Genomic DNA, 22,100 nt, shown 5'->3' on the forward strand with positions numbered 1-22,100 from the left:
GATGCCCAAACCGGGTCCGCGCAAGCGGACGCGCCTGCGGTACGGCGTCGTAAGCCGGTGCAGTGCAGCCCGGGGGGGCTGCGCGGGGCAACCCGGCCCCGAAGCTGCACCGGTTCTTCTCGCATGGTCCCCGGGGGGGATCAGGCGGTCGTCGGCGGCTTCGGCGTGGGGTTGAGCAAGCCTTGGGGTGGCGTGGGGACGGTGGGGCAGGCGGAAGAGGTTCCCTCTCCGGCGCCGCCGGCGACCCGTTTGCTGCCCGTCAAGAGATGTCTCCATTCCCCGTTTCTGACTTCCCTTTTCCCTTTCTCCCCACGAGCATCGGTTTTGTGGGCTGCGTGCCTGTTTCGTGTGGGGCCGGCGTCCTGTGCCCGCGGTGTTAGTGCCGTGTGCTGTCATGCTCCGGACGGAATAGCCCCCGGTGGAAGCCCGGGGGATTCCGGCCTCGGGAATGGGCCAATATCCCCAGAAGGGCGGCCGGACCCGGTGCGCGGTGAATGGACTGTCGCCCTGTCTACAGGCTGTCGCTCACTTCGGGGGCTGTGAGGCAGGGGCTCAGGGCGAAGGGCGCGCTGAACGCCGATTCGGCCCCAGCCGGCTCGCATCCCAGAGAATCGATGCTCCTGTCTTTATCCCTTTGCGCCTTGCGGCTGCAACCGCCTTGACGTACAATGCTGCGTACACACGGGCAGGCGACGCCGCGCTGATGAGTCCGGCGCACGGCTGCCGTCGCTGCCCCGGAAGGTGACCTGCATGGATTGGAATACCGACGGAGCGGGCGACCGCGACGCCGAAGGGAACGTGACGCAACAGCCTGAACCAACTGTGGATCAGGAGGCCCCCGAGCAACCGGAAATCCAGCTTGGGGAGAGCGGCGCGAGTGAGCCAGCCATGTCCCAGGAAGCCGTCGCTGAGACGGAATCCGGGGACGTACTTCACGTGGACGTCGGCGAGGAGGAACCACCGGCCTCTTCAGCTGCGTTCCCGCCCGGACCGCAGCCTCCGCCTCCGCCGCCGGGTGCCTATGCCCAGGGGCAGTGGGCTTATGTACCCCCACCTTCCCCCCCGGCGCCTCCTGCGCGCAGAGGCATGAGCGGCTGCCTGATCGCCGTGCTCATCGGTCTGGGCCTGCTGGTAGTGGGCGGACTGGTCATCACGTTTGTCGTGGGCAGCATGAGCATGGGAGAAGCCCCCGGAGGATTTGCCGGCGGCGACAGGGTGGCTGTGATCTACATCTCCGGCGTCATCAGCGACGGCGGTGAGGAAGTGCCTCTGTTCGGCCCCGCGATCAACGGCTCCCGCGCGATCATGGAGCAGATCCGGATGGCCGGGAAGGACAGTTCTGCCAAGTCGATCCTGCTCTATATCAACAGCCCAGGGGGAAGCGCCGCGGCATCGCAGGCCATCTACAAAGAAGTCGTCCGCGTCCAGAAGGACCACAATAAGCCGGTAATCGCCGCCATGGGCGATGTCTGTGCATCGGGGGGCTACTACATTGCATCCGCTGCGAAGACCATTGTCGCTGCGCCCGCCACCCTCACCGGCAGCATTGGCGTCATCATGCAGAGCATGAACTGGTCGGGCCTCGCGGACAAGTACGGAGTCAAGAGTGAGACGGTGAAATCAGGTCCTTACAAGGACAGCATGAGTCCCTTCCGCCCGATGCGCGAGGACGAGCGAAAACTCGCGCAGGATATGGTAAATGACGTCTTCAACCAGTTTGTCAAAGACGTGGACGCGGGCCGCAAGAATCTGAACCTTGCCGAAGTCCGCAAGCTTGCCGACGGCCGGGTCTACACTGGGAGCCAGGCGAAGAAGGTTGGTCTCGTGGACGACCTGGGGAACTACCATGATGCCCTCGCGATCGCTGCCAAGGCGGGCGGCATTGAGGGTGAGCCCCAGGTCAAGACTTACGGCCGCAGTCGGGGCTTTTACGGGCTGTTCAGCGAGCGTGCGCCGAGCCAGCTTCCAGTGGGGACAGGCATGCCCCTGCCTCGTCCCCTGGGCCCCGGCATTTGGCTCTTGTGGGAAAGCGAAGAAGCTCTGAGCGCAGAATGACCTGCCGAAGCACCGCCCGGTCGGACCGGTCACGATGACGAATTCCGGCTCTGTGCACTCGCTGGGGCGGCTGCTGTGTGACCCTGGAGATCCGCACGCCTCGCGTGCAACGAACATGATATCGGCGCCCGGCAGGCGGCGAGTCGGCTGCCGGCGCGCCCAGGAACGAAACAGTGCCTTCGACGATACTGCTGATTGACGGGAACAGTCTGGTTCACCGGGCGTACCACGCCTTATCTCCGCTGTCGACCACAGGCGGACAACCTACCCATGCCGCCTATGGCTTCCTGCAGATGCTGCTCACTCTTCTGGCTGAGCAGCGGCCGGACGTTGTTGTGCTTGCACTCGATGCGCGCGGCCCCACCTTCCGCCACGAGATCAGCCCCGAGTACAAGGCCCACCGCCCTCCCATGGAGGAAGACCTGGCATCTCAGTTCCCGATTGTGCGGGACCTGGCGGATGCCCTCAATATCCCCATCGTTGAAGAGCAGGGCTACGAGGCCGACGACCTGATCGGAGCACTCGCCACCCGAGCTGAAAAAGCCGGTCGGCAGGTGCTGATCGTCACCGGTGATCGCGACCTGTGCCAGCTTGTGACCCCCGCGATCGAGGTCATTGCCCCCGTCAAGGGTATGAGTCAGATCAAGCATTACGATGCCGCGGCAGTTCGCGCGGAGTTCGGCGTGGACCCGGCCCGAATCGTCGACCTCAAGGGTCTCGCAGGAGACAGCTCCGACAACATTCCCGGCGTACCCGGAGTGGGACCGAAGACTGCTGTGAAACTGCTGGAGCAGTTCGGTTCACTCGAGGCGGTCTTTGACAGACTCGACGACGTTTCGACCGCGAAGCTGCGCGAGAACCTGCGCGCGCACGAGGATGACGCGCGCTTGAGCAAGCGGCTCGCGACCATCGATCACAACGCGCCGGTGGACCTGGAACTCATTGAGCGGGTCTGGGCCGGGCCGGACACAGAAAAGCTACGCAGGCTCCTGGGCAGCCTGGAATTCACCAGCCTGCTTGACCGCATCCCCATATCCGACGCGCCACCGACGGAAGCCGAAACGGGGGACGCGTCCTCCGATGCGCTGCAGGTCTGCTCGCAGGCCGCCCAGGCGGGTGAGGTCGGTGTGGCGGTGGCGCTATCGGGCGAAGTCCCGCTGGGAATTGCCCTGTCCGTGCAGGGCGAGCAGACGGTTTTCGTGGAGATCCCCAGCCCGGAGGCCCAGGGGAGTCTGTTCGGAGACGGGACGCCGCAATTTCCCGGCTGCGTGAGGGACCTGCTGGCCGATGCGTCGGTGCGCAAGGTGGGGCACGACCTCAAAGCGACTTCGCGCGCCCTGGACTCCGCCGGCATCGACCTCGACGGATTCGAGTTCGACACGGCGGTGGCGGCTTATCTCGTGGCCCCGCATCGGGGCGCACCGGATCTTGATGCCCTCGCTGCGCAACATCTCGGACAGGGCCTGCCGCGGGTGGACGCTGCCGGGAAAGAAAGCATATCCGCACACGCTGCGCGCGCAGTTGCGGCCGCCGGCATGGTCCTGCGACTGCGCAGTCCGCTGGAGGCCGATCTTGACCGGACCGAGGCTCGGAGTCTCTTCGATGAAATCGAGATGCCACTGGTGACGGTGCTGCGGGACATGGAACGCGCGGGCATCGGCGTGGACCCGGTACGGCTGGACGAAATCGGCGACATGCTGTCAGGGATGATGACCGAACTCGCGCACCGTATTTACGGGGTAGCGGGCGAGGAGTTCAACCTGGGTTCGCCCAAGCAGATCGGCGAGGTTCTGTTCGGGAAAATGGGCTTGCCCCACGGCCGGAAGACCAAGACCGGATGGGCCACCGGGGCCGAAGTGCTGGAAACCCTGGCCGAAGAATACGAGATCGCCGCACTGATTCTCCAGCACCGCGAGTACTCGAAGCTCAAGTCCACGTATGTTGACGGGATCATACCGCTGATCAGTGCAGATGGCCGCCTGCACACCACGCTGGAGCAGACGGTAGTGGCCACGGGACGCCTGTCCAGCCGCAACCCGAACCTGCAGAACATCCCTGTTCGCACGGAGTGGGGGCGAGAAATACGCTCATGTTTCGTCGCCCAGGGGGAGGGAAATGTCTTGCTGGCTGCCGACTATTCCCAGATCGAATTGCGCATTCTCGCGCATATGTCGGGTGATCAGAGCCTCGTAGCCGCCTTCCAGGCGGGTGAGGATATTCACAGTCGCACTGCAGCCGCGATCTTCGATGTGCCGATCGAGCGGGTTACCTCGGACATGCGGCGCGTGGCGAAGACGGTCAATTACGCTGTGATCTACGGGATGGGCGCCACGGCGCTTGCACGGCAGTTGGGCATTGGGCGCAAGGAAGCAAGTCAGTTCATCGAGAATTATTTCGCGCGCTTGCCGGGCGTCAAAGCATACATGGAGGGCGTAGTTGAGCGTGCGCGCAAAGACGGATATGTGAAAACGCTATTCGGCCGGCGTCGGCCCATGCCCGATCTGGTGTCGCGCGACCCGAGAGCCAAGGCTTACGCCGAACGCGCCGCAGCCAATGCCCCTCTGCAAGGCACTGCGGCGGACATCATCAAGATCGCAATGGTGCGGCTCGCGAGGCGACTGCCCGACGTGTCGCCGGAGTGCCGCATGCTCTTGCAGGTACATGATGATCTGATTTTCGAGCTGCCTGAATCTGATGTGGACCGGGTGGCTCCTGTGGTCCGGGAGGTGATGGAAGGCGCGGCCCAACTGGATGTCCCGCTGCGGGTAGAGCCGAAAGTAGGGGCCAACTGGCGGGACATGGTCTTCATCTGAACGCTGCTCGCACTTCGAAGTGACCCGGCACTTGTGATGGACAACACGAACAGACCTGAGACGCGCTGATTACAGCGCACCGGTTTGGATCAGACGAAGGGAGTTCACCACCGTGGGATTTGCCACTGACGGCAAAGACGATCTGTTTGAAGACGGCGAGACTCAGGCGTCCGAACTTTTCTCCGGCGAAAAGCGCGCCGCCGACGCCGCACCTGCCCCCGCACCCGAGGCCGCGCCGGCTCCTGCTCCCGCTCCCGCTACCACCCCTGAGGTCGTGGGAGACATGGGCGACGAGGACGCAGGGCGCGACGATTCCTGGGCTGCGGACATCGGTAGCGTGCCGGCCAGCTTCAAGAAGGGTGACATTGTCCACGGCACCGTGGTCAGCATAGACAAGGACGGTGTGGTGGTTGACATCGGAGCAAAGGGCGAGGGAGTCATCAAGCGCGAAGAGTTCCCGGGTGATAGCGGTCTCCCGGCCATCGGCGACGAGATCGACGTGGCCGTCGTCCATGTGGACGAGGAGCGCGACACAATCATTGTGTCCAAGCGTCGCGCGGATTACGAGCGGCTGTGGAATGACCTCGAGGAGCTGGCGAAGGTCGGCGGCGTCGTGGAGGCCATGGTGACGGAACGCGTCAAGGGCGGTCTGCGCGTAGATCTGGGCGTCCCGGGATTCGTTCCCGCCTCCCATGTGGCCACCCGGAACGTGCGGAACCTCGACAGTTTCGTGGGGCGCAGTCTGCGCCTGCGGGTGCTGGAAGCCGACCGCGAGCGCAAGAAAGTCATCCTCAGCCACCGCCAGTTGGTGGAGGAGGAGCGGGAGCACCGCCGAGAGGAGACCCTTGCACGCCTGCATGAGGGCGCCATTTGTGAGGGCAAGGTCCGCAGCATCACCAATTATGGCGCCTTCGTGGACCTGGGCGGCGTTGATGGCCTTCTGCACGTTTCTGAGATGTCCTGGACCCGTATTGACCACCCCTCGGAAGCGGTGGAAGTCGGCCAGCGAGTAAAGGTCGTCGTCCTCGAGATCAAGGACGGTGGCGACCGCATCTCCCTGGGCATGCGGCAGATCCTGCCGGACCCGTGGAAGGAAGCCGCCGCCAAGCTTACTCCCGGCTCCCTGGTAAAGGCGAAAATCACGCGCCTGGCGCGCACCGGCGCTTTCGCGCAGCTTAGTGAGGCCGGCATCGAGGGCTTCATCCCCATCCGCGAGATGAGCGACAAGCGAATCGGCGACCCGTCTGAGGTGCTCAAGGCCGGGCAGGAAGTGGACCTGAAGATTCTCGAGATACAAATCCCGGCCCGTCGCATGACCCTGAGCCTTGTGGCCGCCGAGCAGGAACGCGAGCGCCAGGAGTACCGCGACTTCATGTCCACGCAGCAGACGGTGCCGACTACCCTGGGCGACCGTTTCGGCGATGTCCTGGCCAGCATGAAAAGCGAGATGGCCGGGGATAGCGAGGAAGCATCCGTGGAGGAAGCATCGGCTGCGGCAGAGGAGAGCCCATCCTCCACGCCACAGCCGGCGAGTGACGAGCCGGACCCGGTGTAGACTCGCAGACTCGGGGAACTGCGGCGCCCGGCAGACCCAATCTGCCGGGCGCTGTCCTCTGCGTCGCGGCAGGGGATGACGCATACCGGAAGGCAGGGTCAACATGCTTGTCGTAGGCCTCACCGGCCCCATGGGCGCCGGCAAGTCCGTGGTACTCAATGTGTTTCGCGAACTCGGCGCTGAGTGCCTGCGTGCAGACGACGCCTCACGGGAACTCCTCTCCACGAGCGCGCGTTTATTAGGCGAGATTCGGCAGTACTTCGGGGATGGGGTATTCCGGGCGGACGGCTCGCTGGACCGGAGCCGATTGGCTGACTTGATCTTCCGCGATCCAGCGGCGAGGCGACGTCTCGAGCAGGTCACCCACGGCCCTATGGTCGCCTGGCTGCGGGACCGGCTCGAGGAGCTTGAACGTCTTCCGGAACCTCCGCAGGTAGTTGTTCTCGAGGCTGCAATCCTTTCGCACATGGGCGGTCGCGGACTTGTCGATCTGACGGTGCGCGTCCATGCTTCGCCCGAGGAGTGCCTCGAACGCATACAGGCGCGGGACCGGATCACACGGGAACAGGCGCGGGAGCGTCTGGCGTTGCACGAGCAGCTTGGCCTATTCGCGGAAGACGCCGACTACGTGCTTGACACCTCCGGTACCGAGGAGGAGACGCGGGACCGGGTGAAGGCATTGTGGCCGGCATTACTGGCAGCGTCGCAGGCTTTGGACCCCTGACGGCAGCGGCAAAGCCCAATCTCCGCGTTGTCTGGTGAAACCCTTGCATATGTCTGAGCCGTCCGCACGGTGTGCGTGGCTGCGGGGACATCTGTCCGCGCGCCCTTCGGGGACGGCCAAGAGCATGGAGGTAACGCGATGATCCAAGTGGAGGGACTCACCAAGTACTACGGTCCGGTCCCTGCCATCATGGACGTGTCATTCCGCGTTGAGAAGGGCGAGATCGTGGCATTTCTCGGCCCAAACGGCGCGGGCAAGACTACGACCATGCGTATTCTCACCGGGTTCATGCCCGCAACCCTCGGGACGGCAAGCATTGCCGGGATCGATGTCTATGAGAACTCGATCGAGGCCCGACGGCACATCGGCTACATGCCGGAGACTACCACGCTGTACACGGACATGCGGGTCCACCAGTACCTGAGGTACTGCGGGAAACTCCAGGGCATGCGCAAGCCGGACCTGGCCGAGCGTCTGGACCTGGTCATGGATCAGTGCGGCCTGTCCGAGCGGCGCGATGCCATCATTGGCACTCTGTCCCTGGGATTCCGGCAGCGCGTGGGTCTTGCGCAGGCGCTCATCCACAATCCAGATGTGCTCATCCTCGACGAACCCACGGTGGGTCTGGACCCCAACCAGATCATGGAAGTGCGCCAGCTCATCAAGAGCCTCGCGGGCCAGCATACCGTGATGCTGTCCACCCACATCCTGCCCGAGGCGCAGATGACTTGCGAACGGGTCATCATCATCAACCACGGGAAGATTGTGGCCGAGGACACCCCCGAAAACCTCACTGCGCAGATTCGCGAAGTGGAGACGATCGTGGTGGAAGTCGCCACCGACGATGCCTCCGTGCCGCGGCTTCTCCAGGATATCCCCGAGGTCAGCAGCGTCCGCCGCGTCCCCAACGAGAACCGGAATGCATATCTCGTGGATACGCATCTGGGCACAGACATTCGTTCTCAGATCGCCGAGTTCGTGGTGAATAAGGGTTGGGGCCTGCTGGAACTGCGGCCTGTTGAGATGAGCCTCGAGGATGTCTTCCGCCAGCTTACCACCGAAGAGAAAGGGGTTGCCTAGGCCATGCGAAACATCTGCATCATCGCCCAGCGCGAGCTGGTGTCCTACTTCACCTCACCAATGGCCTACGTCATCACCGTCTTCTTCCTGTTCTTTACAGGGCTTATCTTCACGTTCTCCATCTACCAGCCCGGTGCGCAGGCTGAGATGCGCGGGCTGCTTGGGAGCATGGTGTTCCTGACACTCATGGTGGCTCCATTCGTAACCATGTCGCTCCTCGCGCAGGAGCGGGCCACGGGGACCCTGGAGCTGCTCCTCACCAAGCCGGTTCGGGATGTTGAGGTGGTGCTGGGCAAGTACTTCGGCGCACTGGCGTTCTATGTCTCCATGCTTGTGCTGACGCTGCCGTATCCACTGATTCTGTCGAAATACGGCGATCTTGACTGGGGCCCGACGTGGGTGGGCTATTTCGGGCTTCTGCTGGCCGCCGCGGCCTTCCTGGCCATCGGCGTGTTCGCAAGCAGCCTGACCCGATCGCAGATGGCCTCGGCGGGCATCTGTCTGGGCGTCTTCCTGTTTATCTGGCTCATTGGCTGGGTGTCGTATCTCGTGGGCGGCGAGGGCTCGACCCTTGCCGACATCGCCAAGAATATCTCGGTGTTCGAAGTCTTCGGCGATTTCGAAAAGGGCATTCTGGATTCCAAGAACGTGGTCTATTTCCTGAGCCTGTGCATCGTCTCGCTGTTCCTGGCCGTCCGCGTGCTTGAGATGCGCCGACAGGTCTGACGCGCCTACTGAAGGTCTCATCGATGGCGCGTGATGCAGCGGCTCGTAAGAGCAATCCTGAGCAATAGTCCATACCGGGCAGGTGAGAGATTCGATGTCCGAAGACAAGATCCCGCAGACCGATCAGCGCGCACGCGGCATGGCAGCCGACCCGCGCCTGCAGCAGAGGGCGCAGACAACGCTGACCGGCCTGCTGAGTATCGTCGCCGCGCTGTTTGGCGGCCTTACGCTCATCGTGGGCATTCTCTGGTGGCTGGTGAGCAAGACTTTTGGGCTCTGGCCCAAGGTTTTCATCATCGTGGCGGCCGTCTGCTTCATTTACGCCATCGTGGTGAACTTCCGGTCGATCGTGGCGAGTTTCAAACAGCGCCGCGTGGTCACGGGCATGAACACCGCGGTGTTCACGGTGATCATCGTCGGCATCCTGGTGCTACTCAATGTAATCTCGGTTCGGCACCGATTCTTCCGGTATGACGCCACGGAGAACAAGCAGTACTCGCTGTCGGATCAGACCCGCAAGGTTGTGAAGGCGCTGGACAAGGACGTGCAGATGATCGCCTTCATGTCTCCCGAGTATCCGGAGTATCGGCAGGTGCGCGACCGCCTCGAGGAGTATCGGGCGCTGTCTCCGCGTCTCAAGGTGGAGTACTATGATCCCCACACGCGTGTGGATAAGGTGCGCGAGTACAATGTGTCCGTTGACGGTTCGGTGATCATCAAGGCCGGGGACCGGAAGGAAGACGTGATGGGCGGCGATGAGGAGCGCATCACCAGCGCGATCCTTGCGGTCACAACCGGCGACAAGACGAAGATCTACTTCCTCACGGGGCACGGTGAGTTCGACCCGATGGAGCTTGGCCAGGACAGCGTGAATGACATCAAGCGCGCCCTGGAGACCCAGCAATACGCCGTCGAAACCCTGTCGCTGCTCAACAAGAAGGACGCTGTTGTGCCGCAGGATGCCGCCGCGGTGGTCATCGCGGGTGCCCAGCACCCGCTGCAGGAAGCGGAAATGGCAGCTCTGAAGAAGTACGCCGACCAGGGTGGCAAGCTTTTCATCGCCCTGTCGAACACCCCCCAGGCCCCGGATTTCTCCGAGATCCTTGCTACCCGCGGCGTGAAGCCGTCGAAGGGCAAGATCATGGACCCCAACGCCGAGCATAACGCGGGAACGCCCACTATTCCTGCGGTGCTCAGGCCGGAGTCTCACGAAATCACCCGCAATCTGCAGGGCCTGGTGTTCCCGATGGCGATGGCGCTGGAGGTCGAAGAGACACCGCCTCCGCCACCAAGCTACCCGGGCGCTCCGCCCCCGCCGGTTGATCAGAAAGCCACTGCGCTCATGAAGACCAGCGCCGACGCCTGGCTTGACAACCTCGGCCCCACGGGCAAAGGCAATGGTAGCCGTGATTCCGGCGAGGCAAGCGGTCCCTTTGTCATGGCTGCGGCCATCGATGAGAGCAAGAAGGACAAGCCGCCCACGCCGCCGGGGATGCCGCCCGAACCCGAGAATGAAGAAGAAGGGCCGGGCACTCGAATCGTCGTTGTGGCGGACGCCGAGTTCATGACGGACCGGCTTATCGAGGCCAATCGGCTCTGGGCCAATGCCGCATTCGCGCTGAACGCTATCAACTGGCTGGTGGGCAATGAGAAGCTGATCTCGATCCCGCCGAAGGAGACGGAGACCCCCTACCTGACCATGGTGGGAGCGCAGAAGGCCATCGCGACCGTACTGACCATTTTCGTGGTGCCTGGTCTCGTGGTGCTCGCCGGTGGCTTCGTCTGGTGGCGCCGAAGGAGGTAGGCCCGTGCGCAAGTTCGCTGCAACACTCATCGCCTTCGTGGTCTTCGTCGGCCTGCTGATTTGGGTCGTCACGAAAGAGCGTGGCCGCGTGCCCGAGAAAGAGGAACTGCTGGCAAGAGAGATCAACGCCGGCGGCGGGCTGGTGAGTATCGAAGCGGTGAAGTTCGACACACCCGCCGTCGTGAATGCCGGCAAGCCGCTGAAGAAAGGACAGGATCCTGCCAAGCGCATCGAGCACCGCCGGCTGGCTCTCGAAAAACGGGGCGATGACTGGTTCATCACCAAACCCTTCGAGAGCATGGCAGACCCGGACGACGTAAAGCTCATGGTCGAGGCGGTGGAGCGGCTCAAGCCGACGGTTCGAAAGGACGCGGATCCGAATGCCAAGGAATTCGGCCTGGACAACCCGACCCTGAAGGTGACCGTGAGGCTGAAGAACGGCAAGGTCATCGACATGACCCTCGGGGAGAACACCCCGGTGGGTGCCAAGGTGTTCGCGAAGATCGAGGGACGCGAGGGGCTGTACCTGTTCCCCAGCACCTTCACAACCGAGTTCCAGAAGGAAGCCGCCACGCTGCGGGACACCAAACTCGCGCGGTTCGCCAAGGAAGACGTGGTGGGCGTGACCTTCATCAATAAGCATGGGACCATCGCCGCGGAGAAGAAGCAGAAGGGCGAAAAGGTGGACTGGCGCATCACGAAGCCGGGAGAGTACAAAGGTGACGAGTGGTCCATCACCACGGCCTTCGGGAAGCTTACAGAGACCGAGGCGAAGGACTTCATCGAAAAGCCCGGTGATCTGAAAAAGTACGGTCTGGACAAACCTCGCGTGAAGGTGATCGTGGAGCTCAAAGACGGCAAGAGCGTGGAGGTTCTTGTGGGCAAACAGACCCGCAAGCGCGTGAAGACCTCGGAGTACAGTGATACGACCGAAGAGAAGGATCTCGTCTACGCCATGCGCACGGGCCGCAATGAGGTGCTGCTGGTAGACAACACCCTGTTCGACGACCTGAACAAGGACCTCATGGCCATGCGTGACAACCACGTCCTGGACTTCAAGCGCGACAAGGTGAAGTCCATCCAGGTTGCCCGCCGCGGTGGCTACAGCTTCACCGTGAACCGGGCCGGGGACGACTGGGTTCTTGCATCGCCCCCCGGACCCGCCAAGAAGACCAAGGTGGACGATATTCTCTGGGACCTCAGCGATCTGGAAGCCCGGGAATATATGGGCGCGGCAGTGGACCTGAAAGCCGTTGGCCTTGCGGTGCCCGCGACCGTGATCACCCTGGAGTTCCTGGGCGGCAAGCCGGTGAAGATCAAGTTTGGCGACAAGGTGAAAAAAGGCGACGAGACGCTGTACTACTGCCAGGTCAATGACGAGAGGCAGGTATACAAGGTGCCGCAGCTTGTGATCAACGACTTGCCCGGCGGGGTGGATGATATCAAGCAGTCGTCCGAGGACCTCGGCAAGTCGAAGAGTGAACTGCCCGACCTGTCGGGGACCGAGGACGATACCTCGCCCACTTCATCGGACAACTGACGGTAACTCCAGGGACACTGTGCGGCGCCGGCGACCTGCCGGCGCCGTTGTCGTATCCCTTGGCTGAAGGAGCTGTCAATGCCCACGATCCACCTGGCATTCGGCCCACAATGGACGCTGGAGACCGCCGGTCCATGGTCAGTGAGTGCGGAGGGGGCCGGGCCGCTCGTGATGGAGCGAACCGCATCACCATACAGTCAAGGCGCATTTGCACGGGCCTCGTACTCGGCGCCGGTTTTCAACGCGCCGGTGAGAAGGCTGGTCCGGTTCCGGATCGACTGCGTGGCTCCCGCGGCGGAGGCGCGTGGAATGGGGGGCTCTGCCATCGCTCGCTGTGAGATCTGGACGGACCGCGTCCTGGTCTGGACTGGTCTCGTGGGAGGGCCGGCGGGGGAGATGGGCTACCACGAGGCCGAGTTCAATAGCCCAGGAGGGGGGCATATTCTGGTCGAACTCCGCGTGGAAGATACGGACGGGACGGCAGGACCGATGCGCGTCGAGTGGTCCCAGTTGCGGCTGGAATTGCTGGGTTTCGGTGAAGCGCCCGGACCGTGGCCACCGCAGTGATGAGCGATCCGCTGCCTGGGGAATGGCTGCGCTATGCGACCAGGCGCAGGATCAGAGACACCGCAGCCTGAGATACCACAGCTGCTCCGAGGAATGCGAAGACGAACCTACCTGCTCCCAGTTTTGTCGGTGCACAGGCACGCCCCATGCTCCAGGCGTGACCGCCGACGCAGAGCGCTGTCCCCAGCGCCCAGGTCGCGACTGCAAGCCACGTGCCGACGGTTGCCTGATCCAGACGGAGCAGATTGGGGAAGCGATCGGGATCGATGGGCAGGCCGTTTACCACGATGGGGCGCAGGACGGCCACGAGAAGCAGCAGGGGAAGGACCGTCGCCCGAGCCCACAAAGCGGCTTCCAGCCGGCGCGCGAACACGGCTCGGGGACAGGTCAGCGTGATGGCTGCGAACACCGCCAGGAGTGGGGTGAGAACGTCGAGGACAGCCATGAGCAAGTGGTGGGGCACCGTGGGTGCGTAGACGGCCACGAGCCAACCCGTTCGGAGGCCAGTGACAAGGTGCAGCGCCACGAGAGCCACCTGCAACAGCACCAGAGCGACAGTGGCCTGAACTCCCACGGGGCAGCCCACCTCTTAGCCAGGCAGCCCGCGCTGAGGCACAGGCAGGCGAATGGTCATGGTCGTCCCGGCGCCCACTCGGCTGTCCACCTCGAGGCTTCCCCCGTGTTCTTCCTCAACGATCCGTCGCGTGGAATGAAGCCCCAGACCTGTTCCGGTGGCCTTGGTGGTGAAAAAAGGCTCAAAAAGCTGCGCCTGAATATCCTCGGGGATGCCGGGGCCGTTATCTGTGACTTCCAGCAACACCTCATGGTCCTCGAGGGTCGTGGTGATGATGACCTTCGCATTCTCCTGTCTGTCCAGAGCGTCGGCTGCGTTGAGGATCAAGTTCAGCAGCGCTCGCTCCATCTGCGGCGGGTCGAGACGCAGTTGCGGCAGATTGTCGGCGAGATGAAGCTCAATCGCGATGCCTCGGTGGATGAGCTCGGTTCGGACCAGGGTGAGGGTGCTGTCCACAATCGGGTTCAGGTCTCCGAGTTCCAGCACCACGTCGGATGCCCGGGAGAAAGCCAGCAGGCGCTGGACCATGGTTTGGAGACGTTCCATCTGCCGGCCAAGCACATCCCGCGCGCGCTCGTCCACCTGTTTCCCACTCAGCAACAGGTCCACCAGAGGTTTGATAGGGGTCACAATGTTCGCCATGTCATGGGCGATGCTGGCCGCCAGCGTGCCCACCGTCGCCACGCGCTCAGAGCGAACCAGTTGATCCTGGGCTGCGCGCAGGTCGTCATAGGCGCTACGTAGATCGGTATAAAGACGCGCGTTCTCCAATGCGATTGCCGTCTGGGCTGCGATGCCGTTGACCAGATGCACATCGTTCTCGCTGAAGACATGGGTCTGGGAGGATGTGTCCAGATAGATGACGCCGATCGGTTGGCCGTGAGCAATCATCGGCGCGCAGATGGCGGATCGAATGCGCAAGTCGTGGACGCTGTCGGCATCCATGAAACGGGCATCGGCGGTGGCGTCACTGGTGAGAATGGCCATGCGCTGCGAAAGGGCTTGATCTACTATGTGCGCGCTAATCCGCAGGGCAGACGTGTCTTCTCCGGGTTCGATGTTGTCCCCGCGGCGACGCACCACTCGAGGGATGGGCTGGGGTGGGTCACCCTCAAGAAGCAGCAGAGATGCCTGCTCGGCCGGGATGACGTTCATGATGCGGTCCACGGCGACGCGCAGCAGGTGCGGGACTTCGAGGATCGATCCCAGCGCCAGGGCGAAGTCGAGAAGCACTCCGAGCCGATAACGGGCATCGGCGCCGTCTTCCATTCCGCCGGGAGCGTGGACGGCGTCCAGCGCGAAAACGATACGGGCATCGCCGCCACCTGCGCCCTCGTCGGTTGGTTCATCGGCAACCAGAACCACCTGGTCCGCCGGGTCAGGATCAGCGCCGGTGTCATCCATGAGTTCGAGCCGGAGCCAGGTGCGGCCAATGCGGAAGCGGTCGCCGGGTTTGAGCGGTGCGGGGGCATAGATGCGCCGGCTGCCAAGGAAGGTCCCATTCGCGCTGGCCTGGTCTTCGAGGAACCACTCGCCAGACCGCCGCACCAGGCGGGCGTGATGGCGAGAAGCTTTCAGGTCGGTGGGCAGGCAGACATCATTATCCGGCTTGCGCCCGATGGTCACAGAGTCGGACGTGAGGGGGAACTCCATTCCGGCGAGATCGCCGTCAATGACAACGACGCGCATCATCCCCGGCACCATCCACTCTCAGTAGCCTGCCGCTGAGGTCCGGCCTGCCTGGACTGGGCGCGGCAGGTCCAGCTTGGCACTGCCGAGCATCCTGCGCAATGCGGTCTGCGTTGACGAACCGGAAGCGCCAGAGTATATTCGACCCAGAGTACGGGTATGCTCATTTCGCGGACGGCTGCGATAATCTCCAGCAAAGCAGAGAAACGGGGCGATTATACCATGATGACTCGGAGGCGTCGAGAGCGCCGCCGTGGCTTCTCCATGGTGGAAGTGACGGTAGTTACCGGTATCCTCGCCACCCTTGCGGGGCAGTCCGGCAGCGCATACTTGCAGGCGAAAAACAAGGCCGCTGCAGACCAATGTCTGAATAACCTCAAGCAACTGTACTCGGCCATCCAGATGGTGGCCGACGACAACGATGGCCGCCTTCCGAAGGCCTGGTTCTTCCCGTGGAAAGGCCAGCAGTCTGATGCGGGTTGGCAACTGGATCCGAACGATCCATACAACCTGGCGAATATCGTTGCAGGCCGCAATAGCTCGATCCGGAAGCTGTTCGTCTGTCCAGCTGCGCCGGAGGCCTGGCAGAAGTTGGGCATCACCTATGTCTATAATGACACACTGGGCGGCAGGATGCTGGATTCGATTCCGAACTCGCCCAACGTCTGGCTGCTCATGGACGCCAATGTCATCAACATGGAGAAGTTTCCGGCACCCCATATCGACGGGTACAATGTGCTTTTCTGTGACGGGCACGTGAAGTGGGTGCCGCGCGGTGCCATTGGACAGGTCTTCCAGGCGGGGCTCATTGGCCAGCAGACCCCACCCGGCGGCGGGGGCGGCGGCGGAGACATGGACGACATCTGGTAGTGCAGGAATGCTCGAACAACGGGGGTGGGCTGCCGGGAACGGGTGGCCTACTCCCGTCCCTCATCGACGCGCTCCGCTGCAATGCCTCTGTCGGTCTCCACGAAGCGGTAAACTTCATATCTGCCGTCGGCCCTGATTCGGAGCTGGTTATTCTCGGTCTCTACCGAATCACGGCTCGCGGGTGTTCGTGGATACCGGCCGGCCATGGGGTCCGGGGGGTAGCTCAGGCGCAGTGCAAGCAGCATGGTGAAGCCGAAGATCAATGCGCACAGAGCATAGGCCTTGAGCTGCCGCTTGCTAAACGATACGCGCTTGCGGGGCATCTGCCAACTCATGGGGGCAATTTAGCACGCCCACCGTGCAACGTCAACGCGCCGGTTGTCTCCCGTCGTCGAGTCCCTCGTGATCCACCAGTTCATGCCGGCTTGCGGGCTTCCACAAGCACGTAGGGGACGTGCACAAATGCCTGCCAGTTGCCCCGGGTGTGGTCAAGTTGGTTCGCGACTGAGGCGACGCGCCGGCGGCTTTGGGGGTCAAGATGCAGGCCCATGAGCAGGCGCGCACCGTCGGAGTTCGGGGGGCAAGGTATGTTCTGCAATTCCACGCGCACGTGGAGCCCCACGCGTTCGGCGGCTCCTGGGAGTTTTCGGCCGACCTGCGGATCCGCGCCTGCCGCGAGTAGTCCATCAAGCCACAGGTCGCGCAGAGAGATCTCGGGGGGAAACTCCAGCATCCCCCCGTAATCGGGTTCGATTGCGACCAGCAAGCCGCCCGGAGCCAGCACGCGCGCCGTCTCGGCCATCGATCGGTCGAGATCAGCGATCCAGAGGAGGGCGTTCTGGCACAGGACCAGATCGAAGCATCTGTCCGGGAAGGGCAGCGCAGTGGCATCAGCCTGCACCAGGGGCCCGGTGAAAATGCCGGAACGCCGGGCAGGGCCCGCATCCTTGTCCAAGCCAATTACCAATCCGCCGGCAGCATCCGATCGCCGCTGGAGTTCGGCGGTTACATTGCCGTGACCGCAGCCAATCTCCAGCACCCGGCGTCGCAGGGCGATCTGTGCCCTGCGCAGGAGCCTGCCACGAGGCCCGGCAAGCCAGTCGGACAGGCGGATCGCCTCGTCGAGTGCGGGCAGGCCGGGCCTTTCTTCGATGCTCATCTGCCGCCGCCTGCGCAAGCGCAGGCACAGGCACAACCGGCACACGCACACGCGCAACCGCCGCCTCCACCCCCGCTCCCGCTGCTCTTGGACATTGCTTCGAGCATGTCCAGCGTCACTTTGTCCACGCCGGACAAGTCCACGATGGCCTGCGCGTCCAAGCCGATTCGCACCGGGTCCATCTGGGATGCCAGGCCGCCCGCCACATTCTCAGTCCAGCCGGCGAAGGATGACGCGACATCACCGAAGCTGGTGCGGGACGTGTCCGGAGTAGGCAGTGAGACCTGTCCCGCGCCACTGTCACCAAAGACCGTTCCGCGGCTCCAGGGAGGCCGATAGTGGTAACCGTGGCTGTGCCAGTAGCCGAAGTCATCCCGGTAGGTGGGGGAGACCATGAGCCATTCCAGATTGTCATCGGTGTGCTTCGTGCGGTCCTCGACATCGCCGATGGACTTGGCATTCGCCCATGCCTTGGAGATGATGTAAGTGTAGTAGCTGCGGGTCTTGGCCAGGTCGAAGCCCTGCATGCGCTTGACGGTGCCGTCGATCAGTTCCTTCATGGCCTTGGCGAACTTGATCTTGGGTACAGGCACTTCGCCGGCTGCCAGGAGCGCCTCAATGAACGGCTGCTCGTACCCGTGGATGACCTTGCCAGCAAGAGCGGCGGCCTTGCGCCGGTCGCCCCGGCTTTCCTTTGCGAAGGCCTCGTTGACTCGGATGACCAATGGATCGGCGCTCACCTGCTCGCAAATGCCTTTCTTGAGGAGACCGAAGAGAACCAATGTCAGCACTTCGTTCAGCGGTCGCTCGAGGATCACCGCCGCTTCCGGCGCCGTGAGCCCGCGCTTGACCCCGCCGCCTTCGACTGATGCAATCGCCGGCAGGTACTTCCCGCGCTTGCGTCTCAGAGAGCGCTCAGACAGGAGCCAAAGAAGGGGCAGGATGGGTATCGCGATCAGTTGCGCCACAGGGTTCAGGATGAACAGCCACGCGAAGATGAGCAGCAGACCCAGGAAGCAACTGATGCCCGTTCCCTGGCTTGCGCGGAAGAACATGATCCCAAAGAGGATCGCGAGGATCACGCCCCAGACAAAGCGAGTATTCGGGTTGTCCTTCCACCACTTCACAAGCAGATCCCACTTGCTCATGGTGACCACGCGGCTCATCCCGCGCTTCGGGAAGGACAGGGCGACCATGTTGGGTCCGTCGATCCGGGCCGCAGGCATGAACCATGCAGCCACGGTGTTGGTGTCGGTCACCGCCTTGCTGGTGAAGTTCAGACCCTGGTGCAATACCTCTTCCGGCTTGATGTCCTTCGGCAGATAGACCACGATTCCGAGTTTCGTGGTGCCCTGCACGTACTGGGACCCGAACCACGTGGGCGTGATTCTCAGGGACGCGTAGTCGGGCCGGGTGGTGTCCTGGTAGACCCGATTGGGCATGGTGCAGCGGAAGAGGAATGTCCCACGCTGGCCAGGCTGAATGGTGGCGGCACCCAGCGGAACCGCGACACCGATGGGGATATAGTCAGACTTTTCGATTCCCGTACATTCGTACTTCTGCCCGGACGCGTCGATGACCGCGGCTTCCATGTTGCTGATGTCGTAGTCCCGGTCGGGCAGGCCCACATCCACGAAGTCAATGGGGTGGGCGCCGGGCGCACACTCGAAGAGGATCTCGTAGAAAAGCTCCACGGAGGCGTCCGGGTTGACCGTGACTGCGAAGGTCATCTCAGGGACTGAGAACAGGTAGTCCTGAGCCATGCAACTGGTGCTCAGCGTCAGCAATGACAGGGCCAGGACCACGCCGGCCCGGTGTGAGATATCGGGCTTCATCATTCGGTGTCAGCCTCCGGTGAATCATCACTCCAACCGGCCGGGTCTTCGGGCGGCCAGGCCTCGCAGATCGGCAGGTCCGGGCAGGCGGCGCTCTGACTCGGGGCCTCCACCTGCTCACGGTAACGGGTGAAGCATGGGCTGTTCCAGATCTCCTGCCAGGTCTGTTTCAGGATATTTCCGGCGCATGTCCGTGGCCCGCGGGCCGGGAATACCGACCCGTCCGGCTCCACGCGTACGGCGACATCGCTCCCCGCGCGAGGCCCAGCGATCACGTGAGATGCGAGGTCAATACGCGGATTGAACCTGACCGGCGGCTGCCAGATGATACGCCGACCGAAGTTCTCGGCGGCTTCGAAAACCGTAGTGGCCGCCTGGGGCAATGCTCTCGCCGGGAGAGCGCCCGCCGCATCAGCCTCCTCCTCGCCGTCCAGACATGCCAGGGCGAAGAACCAGATGTCGGTGACATCGCGGCCTGCAATGAACTCCACCATCTCATCAAGCTCCCCAAGGGTCCGATCGGTGATGGGGCACTGGGCAATTGGGCACAACTCCAGCTCTCGGCAGTGATCCCACACCGCTTGTACGCGAAGGAAGTCCCCTTCGGCACGAACCATTTCCTCGTGCTCCGCGGGGTCTGCTGAAGCGAAGACCAGCGCGAGATAGTCCAGGCCCGCGTTGGCCATCTCCCTCAAGACTCCCGATGGCACCCAACTGGCGATGGCGCGCACGCCCGCAATCATTCCGAGGTCCTCGGTGAACTCCACCGTGCGTACAAGCGCGCCGGGGTCGGTGTCGGGACTGATCACGATGTTTACCTGGGGGATTGCCGCGTCCCACAGGCTCCGCAAGATCGGCTGCATCTGCTCCAGCGTGCCCATGGTGACGTCGGCGCTGTAGGGTGATGCGAGTTTCCTGCCGTCTGCACCAAGTTCCGCGCCAACCAGATTAGTGATGGGGTAGTCCGAACGACGGGCCGTCAGATCTGAAACCAGAGCCCGGACGCGCTGGAAGTCAGCGCGAACCTGTGCATCGGCTGCGCCCGCGAACCTGGCTTTGACGGCCCGGAGAATCTCCTCGTCCGGATGACCGGCCAGCACTCCGTAGACCATCAGCACACCCACGGGGGACAGGTGCGCGGCCTCGGCGGCGTTGGCGAGAAGCATGCCGCCGCCGTCGGGGTCTACGCGCAGGTGGAAACGCGTGGGAGTCTCGCCTTCGAGCACCATGAAATGGTGCAGACCGGGCCCGACGGTGGCCTCGTCATCCCTCTTCCCTGGGTCCTGGTTCATGCGCGGCTCAATCCTCCCGTTTGTTCGGGGCGTCAGACGCAAGCGCGCCAACAGCCCCTGCAAGATCGCACTCAAGCTCCTGCCGCCTCAGTGGACAGCCTCCCCCGCACACCTGCAGGTCTTCACAGTTCCAGCATTTCTCTGGCAGCCCCGACTGTCGTGGGTCCTCGCGCCTCATACGGATTGTGCGGAACAAGTCGCTGTCCCAGATGCACTCCCAACCATCGCGCAGGAGATTGCCCGCAGGCTCGTAGTACGACTGGCAGGGCAGTACATCGCCGTTGGGCTCCACGCAGACCGAGTACTCCGCGGCATTGCAGCACTTGGGCCCGAGGCCCAGTTCCAGGGGCGAAAGACGGCAATACTCCGTGGGAGTGTACCACAGCATCGCCATGTCATTGACCCGCGCGTATTCCAGCAGACTTGCGAGCACCGGCGAGAGTTCGAATTCGCGCAGCCCCGCCGGGTTGCACCGGCCGGATCCCGAGCAGATCATACTGTTGACCGCGAAGGTTCTCACGCCCAGGTCGCGCACCAGGGTGAGGGTCTCCAGTATGTGCCCGCAATTGTCACGGGTCAGCGTTGTGTTGGTGATGGTATGCAGCCCTGCCGTTACGCAATTGCGGATGCCCTCAACCGTTTCCGCGTGGGCGTTGGCCTGGACGATGCGGTTGTGTACTGCCGGTTGGTTGGACAGGAGGGTGATCTGCACGTGGTCCAGGCCGGCACTGGCGAGCTTCCTGACGAAGGCCGCATCTGACAGGCGTCGACCGTTGGTGTTTAGGCCGCAGAGGATCCCGAGCTTCTCGGCCAGGCGCACCAGTCCGGCCAATTGCGGATGCAGCGTCGGTTCACCCCCGGTGAAAATGAGGTGCGGCACACCGACCTGCGCCAGCGTGCGGATGACCTGGCGCCATTGCGCGCCGTCCAGGTGCGGCAGAGCCCTCCTGCCCGGCTCATTGTAGCAGTGCAGGCAGGCGTTGTTGCAGTCGTAGGTCAGGGCCAGGTCCGCCTTGTATGGAGCCTTCGCCCGGGTCGTGAAGAGGTCAGTCCGCTGCAAGCCTGGCGCGCAGGCAGGACAGGATACTGACGGCTCGCCGGCGCGGTTCACAAGGTCAGCGAGGAGCCCCACATCTGCCGCCAGATCGTCCAGGGGCGCATTAGGATGCCAGCGCTTGAGGCAGGCCGTGATTTGCGCCGGGCTAACGCCATCCAGCAGCATCCTGGTGATCTCGGTAGCGCTGGGGGAGAGGTGGATCGGGTCGCACACATTCACGAACAGGGCGCCACTGCCGTCGTTGTGGACTCGCAGATGCACCCGGGTCTTCCCGGACCGGCTCTCTTTGCGGTAAGTGTAGAGCCCCGGTGCACTGTGGCCGCGCCCGAATACCACACGCATCTGGCGCATGAATACTCGCCAGTCTTCGGTCACCGCGTTCAGCGCCCAGCCGACAGTCCTCCTTACCACTTGGGCGCCTCCTCAATGTGGTACGAGGTGCCACAGTAAGGGCATTTGACGATGATCGCGCCCTCCTGCATGCTGATGGACTTTTCGTCCAGCGGGGCGCCGCAGTTGCGGCACTTGAGCTGTTCGGTGTTCACATCGCCCGTGACATCGATCTTCTGGACGATGGTGCGCTCGGGAGCCTTCATGCTCGTAAGCCAGCCAATGACCACCCCGGCGCCGATGAGCACAATGCCAATGATTATCCGGGCCGGCAGGCCCTGGTTGCCGATCAGGAAGACCAGACCCAGGAGACCGACAATCCCGGCGAGCGCGTACATTCCACTCTTCAATATAGCTGCGAGCCGCCGCC

The 22,100-nt window shown here is 63.2% G+C and carries 18 protein-coding genes; 10 read left to right on the plus strand and 8 right to left on the minus strand.

The features are described 5' to 3' along the window. The first annotated feature begins 750 nt into the window (after positions 1-750). The 9 genes from sppA to HPY44_19610 all read left to right on the plus strand — a co-directional run bounded on the left by sppA (position 751) and on the right by HPY44_19610 (position 12,864). The gene (gene sppA, locus HPY44_19570) at positions 751-2,055 is read left to right on the plus strand and encodes a signal peptide peptidase SppA (protein NSW58212.1); all 1,305 of its coding nucleotides are present in this window, start codon (positions 751-753) and stop codon (positions 2,053-2,055) included. A 173-nt stretch (positions 2,056-2,228) separates the two neighbouring features. Continuing rightward, on the plus strand, positions 2,229-4,868 hold the full coding sequence (gene polA / locus HPY44_19575; GenBank protein ID NSW58213.1) for a DNA polymerase I: 2,640 nt from the start codon (positions 2,229-2,231) through the stop codon (positions 4,866-4,868). Positions 4,869-4,980: 112 nt separating this feature from the next. Continuing rightward, positions 4,981-6,423 carry a 30S ribosomal protein S1 gene (gene rpsA, locus HPY44_19580; GenBank protein NSW58214.1) on the plus strand — a complete coding sequence of 481 codons (1,443 nt, stop codon included), beginning with the start codon at positions 4,981-4,983 and terminating at the stop codon, positions 6,421-6,423. 103 nt (positions 6,424-6,526) lie between these two features. Beyond that, positions 6,527-7,147: a dephospho-CoA kinase gene (locus HPY44_19585; protein NSW58215.1), complete on the plus strand. Its 621-nt coding sequence runs from the start codon at positions 6,527-6,529 to the stop codon at positions 7,145-7,147. A gap of 138 nt (positions 7,148-7,285) precedes the next feature. After that, on the plus strand, positions 7,286-8,227 hold the full coding sequence (locus HPY44_19590) for an ATP-binding cassette domain-containing protein (GenBank protein ID NSW58216.1): 942 nt from the start codon (positions 7,286-7,288) through the stop codon (positions 8,225-8,227). A 3-nt stretch (positions 8,228-8,230) separates the two neighbouring features. Continuing rightward, the gene (locus tag HPY44_19595; GenBank protein ID NSW58217.1) at positions 8,231-8,953 is read left to right on the plus strand and encodes an ABC transporter permease subunit; all 723 of its coding nucleotides are present in this window, start codon (positions 8,231-8,233) and stop codon (positions 8,951-8,953) included. Between the two features lie 94 nt (positions 8,954-9,047). Next, a complete protein-coding gene (locus HPY44_19600; GenBank protein ID NSW58218.1) occupies positions 9,048-10,757 on the plus strand; it encodes a Gldg family protein in 1,710 nt (569 codons plus the stop codon). Between the two features lie 4 nt (positions 10,758-10,761). Then, a complete protein-coding gene (locus tag HPY44_19605) occupies positions 10,762-12,297 on the plus strand; it encodes a DUF4340 domain-containing protein (GenBank protein NSW58219.1) in 1,536 nt (511 codons plus the stop codon). Positions 12,298-12,375: 78 nt separating this feature from the next. Beyond that, positions 12,376-12,864, plus strand: a complete 489-nt coding sequence (locus tag HPY44_19610) for a hypothetical protein (protein ID NSW58220.1) — start codon at positions 12,376-12,378, stop codon at positions 12,862-12,864. Between the two features lie 31 nt (positions 12,865-12,895). On the opposite strand, the gene HPY44_19615 is transcribed toward HPY44_19610, so the two are convergent. After that, complete coding sequence (locus HPY44_19615) at positions 12,896-13,438, minus strand: hypothetical protein (GenBank protein NSW58221.1); 543 nt, start codon at positions 13,436-13,438, stop codon at positions 12,896-12,898. Between the two features lie 15 nt (positions 13,439-13,453). Next, complete coding sequence (locus tag HPY44_19620; GenBank protein NSW58222.1) at positions 13,454-15,130, minus strand: FHA domain-containing protein; 1,677 nt, start codon at positions 15,128-15,130, stop codon at positions 13,454-13,456. Positions 15,131-15,349: 219 nt separating this feature from the next. Here HPY44_19620 and HPY44_19625 point away from each other — a divergent pair, with 219 nt between their 5' ends. Continuing rightward, positions 15,350-15,997 carry a type II secretion system protein gene (locus tag HPY44_19625; protein ID NSW58223.1) on the plus strand — a complete coding sequence of 216 codons (648 nt, stop codon included), beginning with the start codon at positions 15,350-15,352 and terminating at the stop codon, positions 15,995-15,997. 47 nt (positions 15,998-16,044) lie between these two features. On the opposite strand, the gene HPY44_19630 is transcribed toward HPY44_19625, so the two are convergent. The 6 genes from HPY44_19630 to HPY44_19655 form a co-directional block, all read right to left on the minus strand. Further along, a complete protein-coding gene (locus tag HPY44_19630) occupies positions 16,045-16,320 on the minus strand; it encodes a hypothetical protein (GenBank protein ID NSW58224.1) in 276 nt (91 codons plus the stop codon). A gap of 92 nt (positions 16,321-16,412) precedes the next feature. After that, positions 16,413-17,156 carry a methyltransferase domain-containing protein gene (locus HPY44_19635; GenBank protein NSW58225.1) on the minus strand — a complete coding sequence of 248 codons (744 nt, stop codon included), beginning with the start codon at positions 17,154-17,156 and terminating at the stop codon, positions 16,413-16,415. Further along, the gene (locus HPY44_19640; protein ID NSW58226.1) at positions 17,153-18,994 is read right to left on the minus strand and encodes a hypothetical protein; all 1,842 of its coding nucleotides are present in this window, start codon (positions 18,992-18,994) and stop codon (positions 17,153-17,155) included. The genes HPY44_19635 and HPY44_19640 overlap by 4 nt, the downstream gene beginning before the upstream one ends. Further along, a complete protein-coding gene (locus HPY44_19645) occupies positions 18,991-20,283 on the minus strand; it encodes a radical SAM protein (protein ID NSW58227.1) in 1,293 nt (430 codons plus the stop codon). Before HPY44_19645 ends, HPY44_19640 begins: the two co-directional genes overlap by 4 nt. Positions 20,284-20,290: 7 nt before the next feature. After that, complete coding sequence (locus HPY44_19650; protein ID NSW58228.1) at positions 20,291-21,751, minus strand: radical SAM protein; 1,461 nt, start codon at positions 21,749-21,751, stop codon at positions 20,291-20,293. Then, entirely contained in the window at positions 21,745-22,068 is a 324-nt protein-coding gene (locus HPY44_19655; GenBank protein NSW58229.1) for a hypothetical protein, read from the minus strand. Before HPY44_19655 ends, HPY44_19650 begins: the two co-directional genes overlap by 7 nt. Positions 22,069-22,100 lie beyond the last annotated feature (32 nt).

This window comes from Armatimonadota bacterium, from assembly GCA_013314775.1.
Classification (GTDB): domain Bacteria; phylum Armatimonadota; class Zipacnadia; order Zipacnadales; family JABUFB01; genus JABUFB01.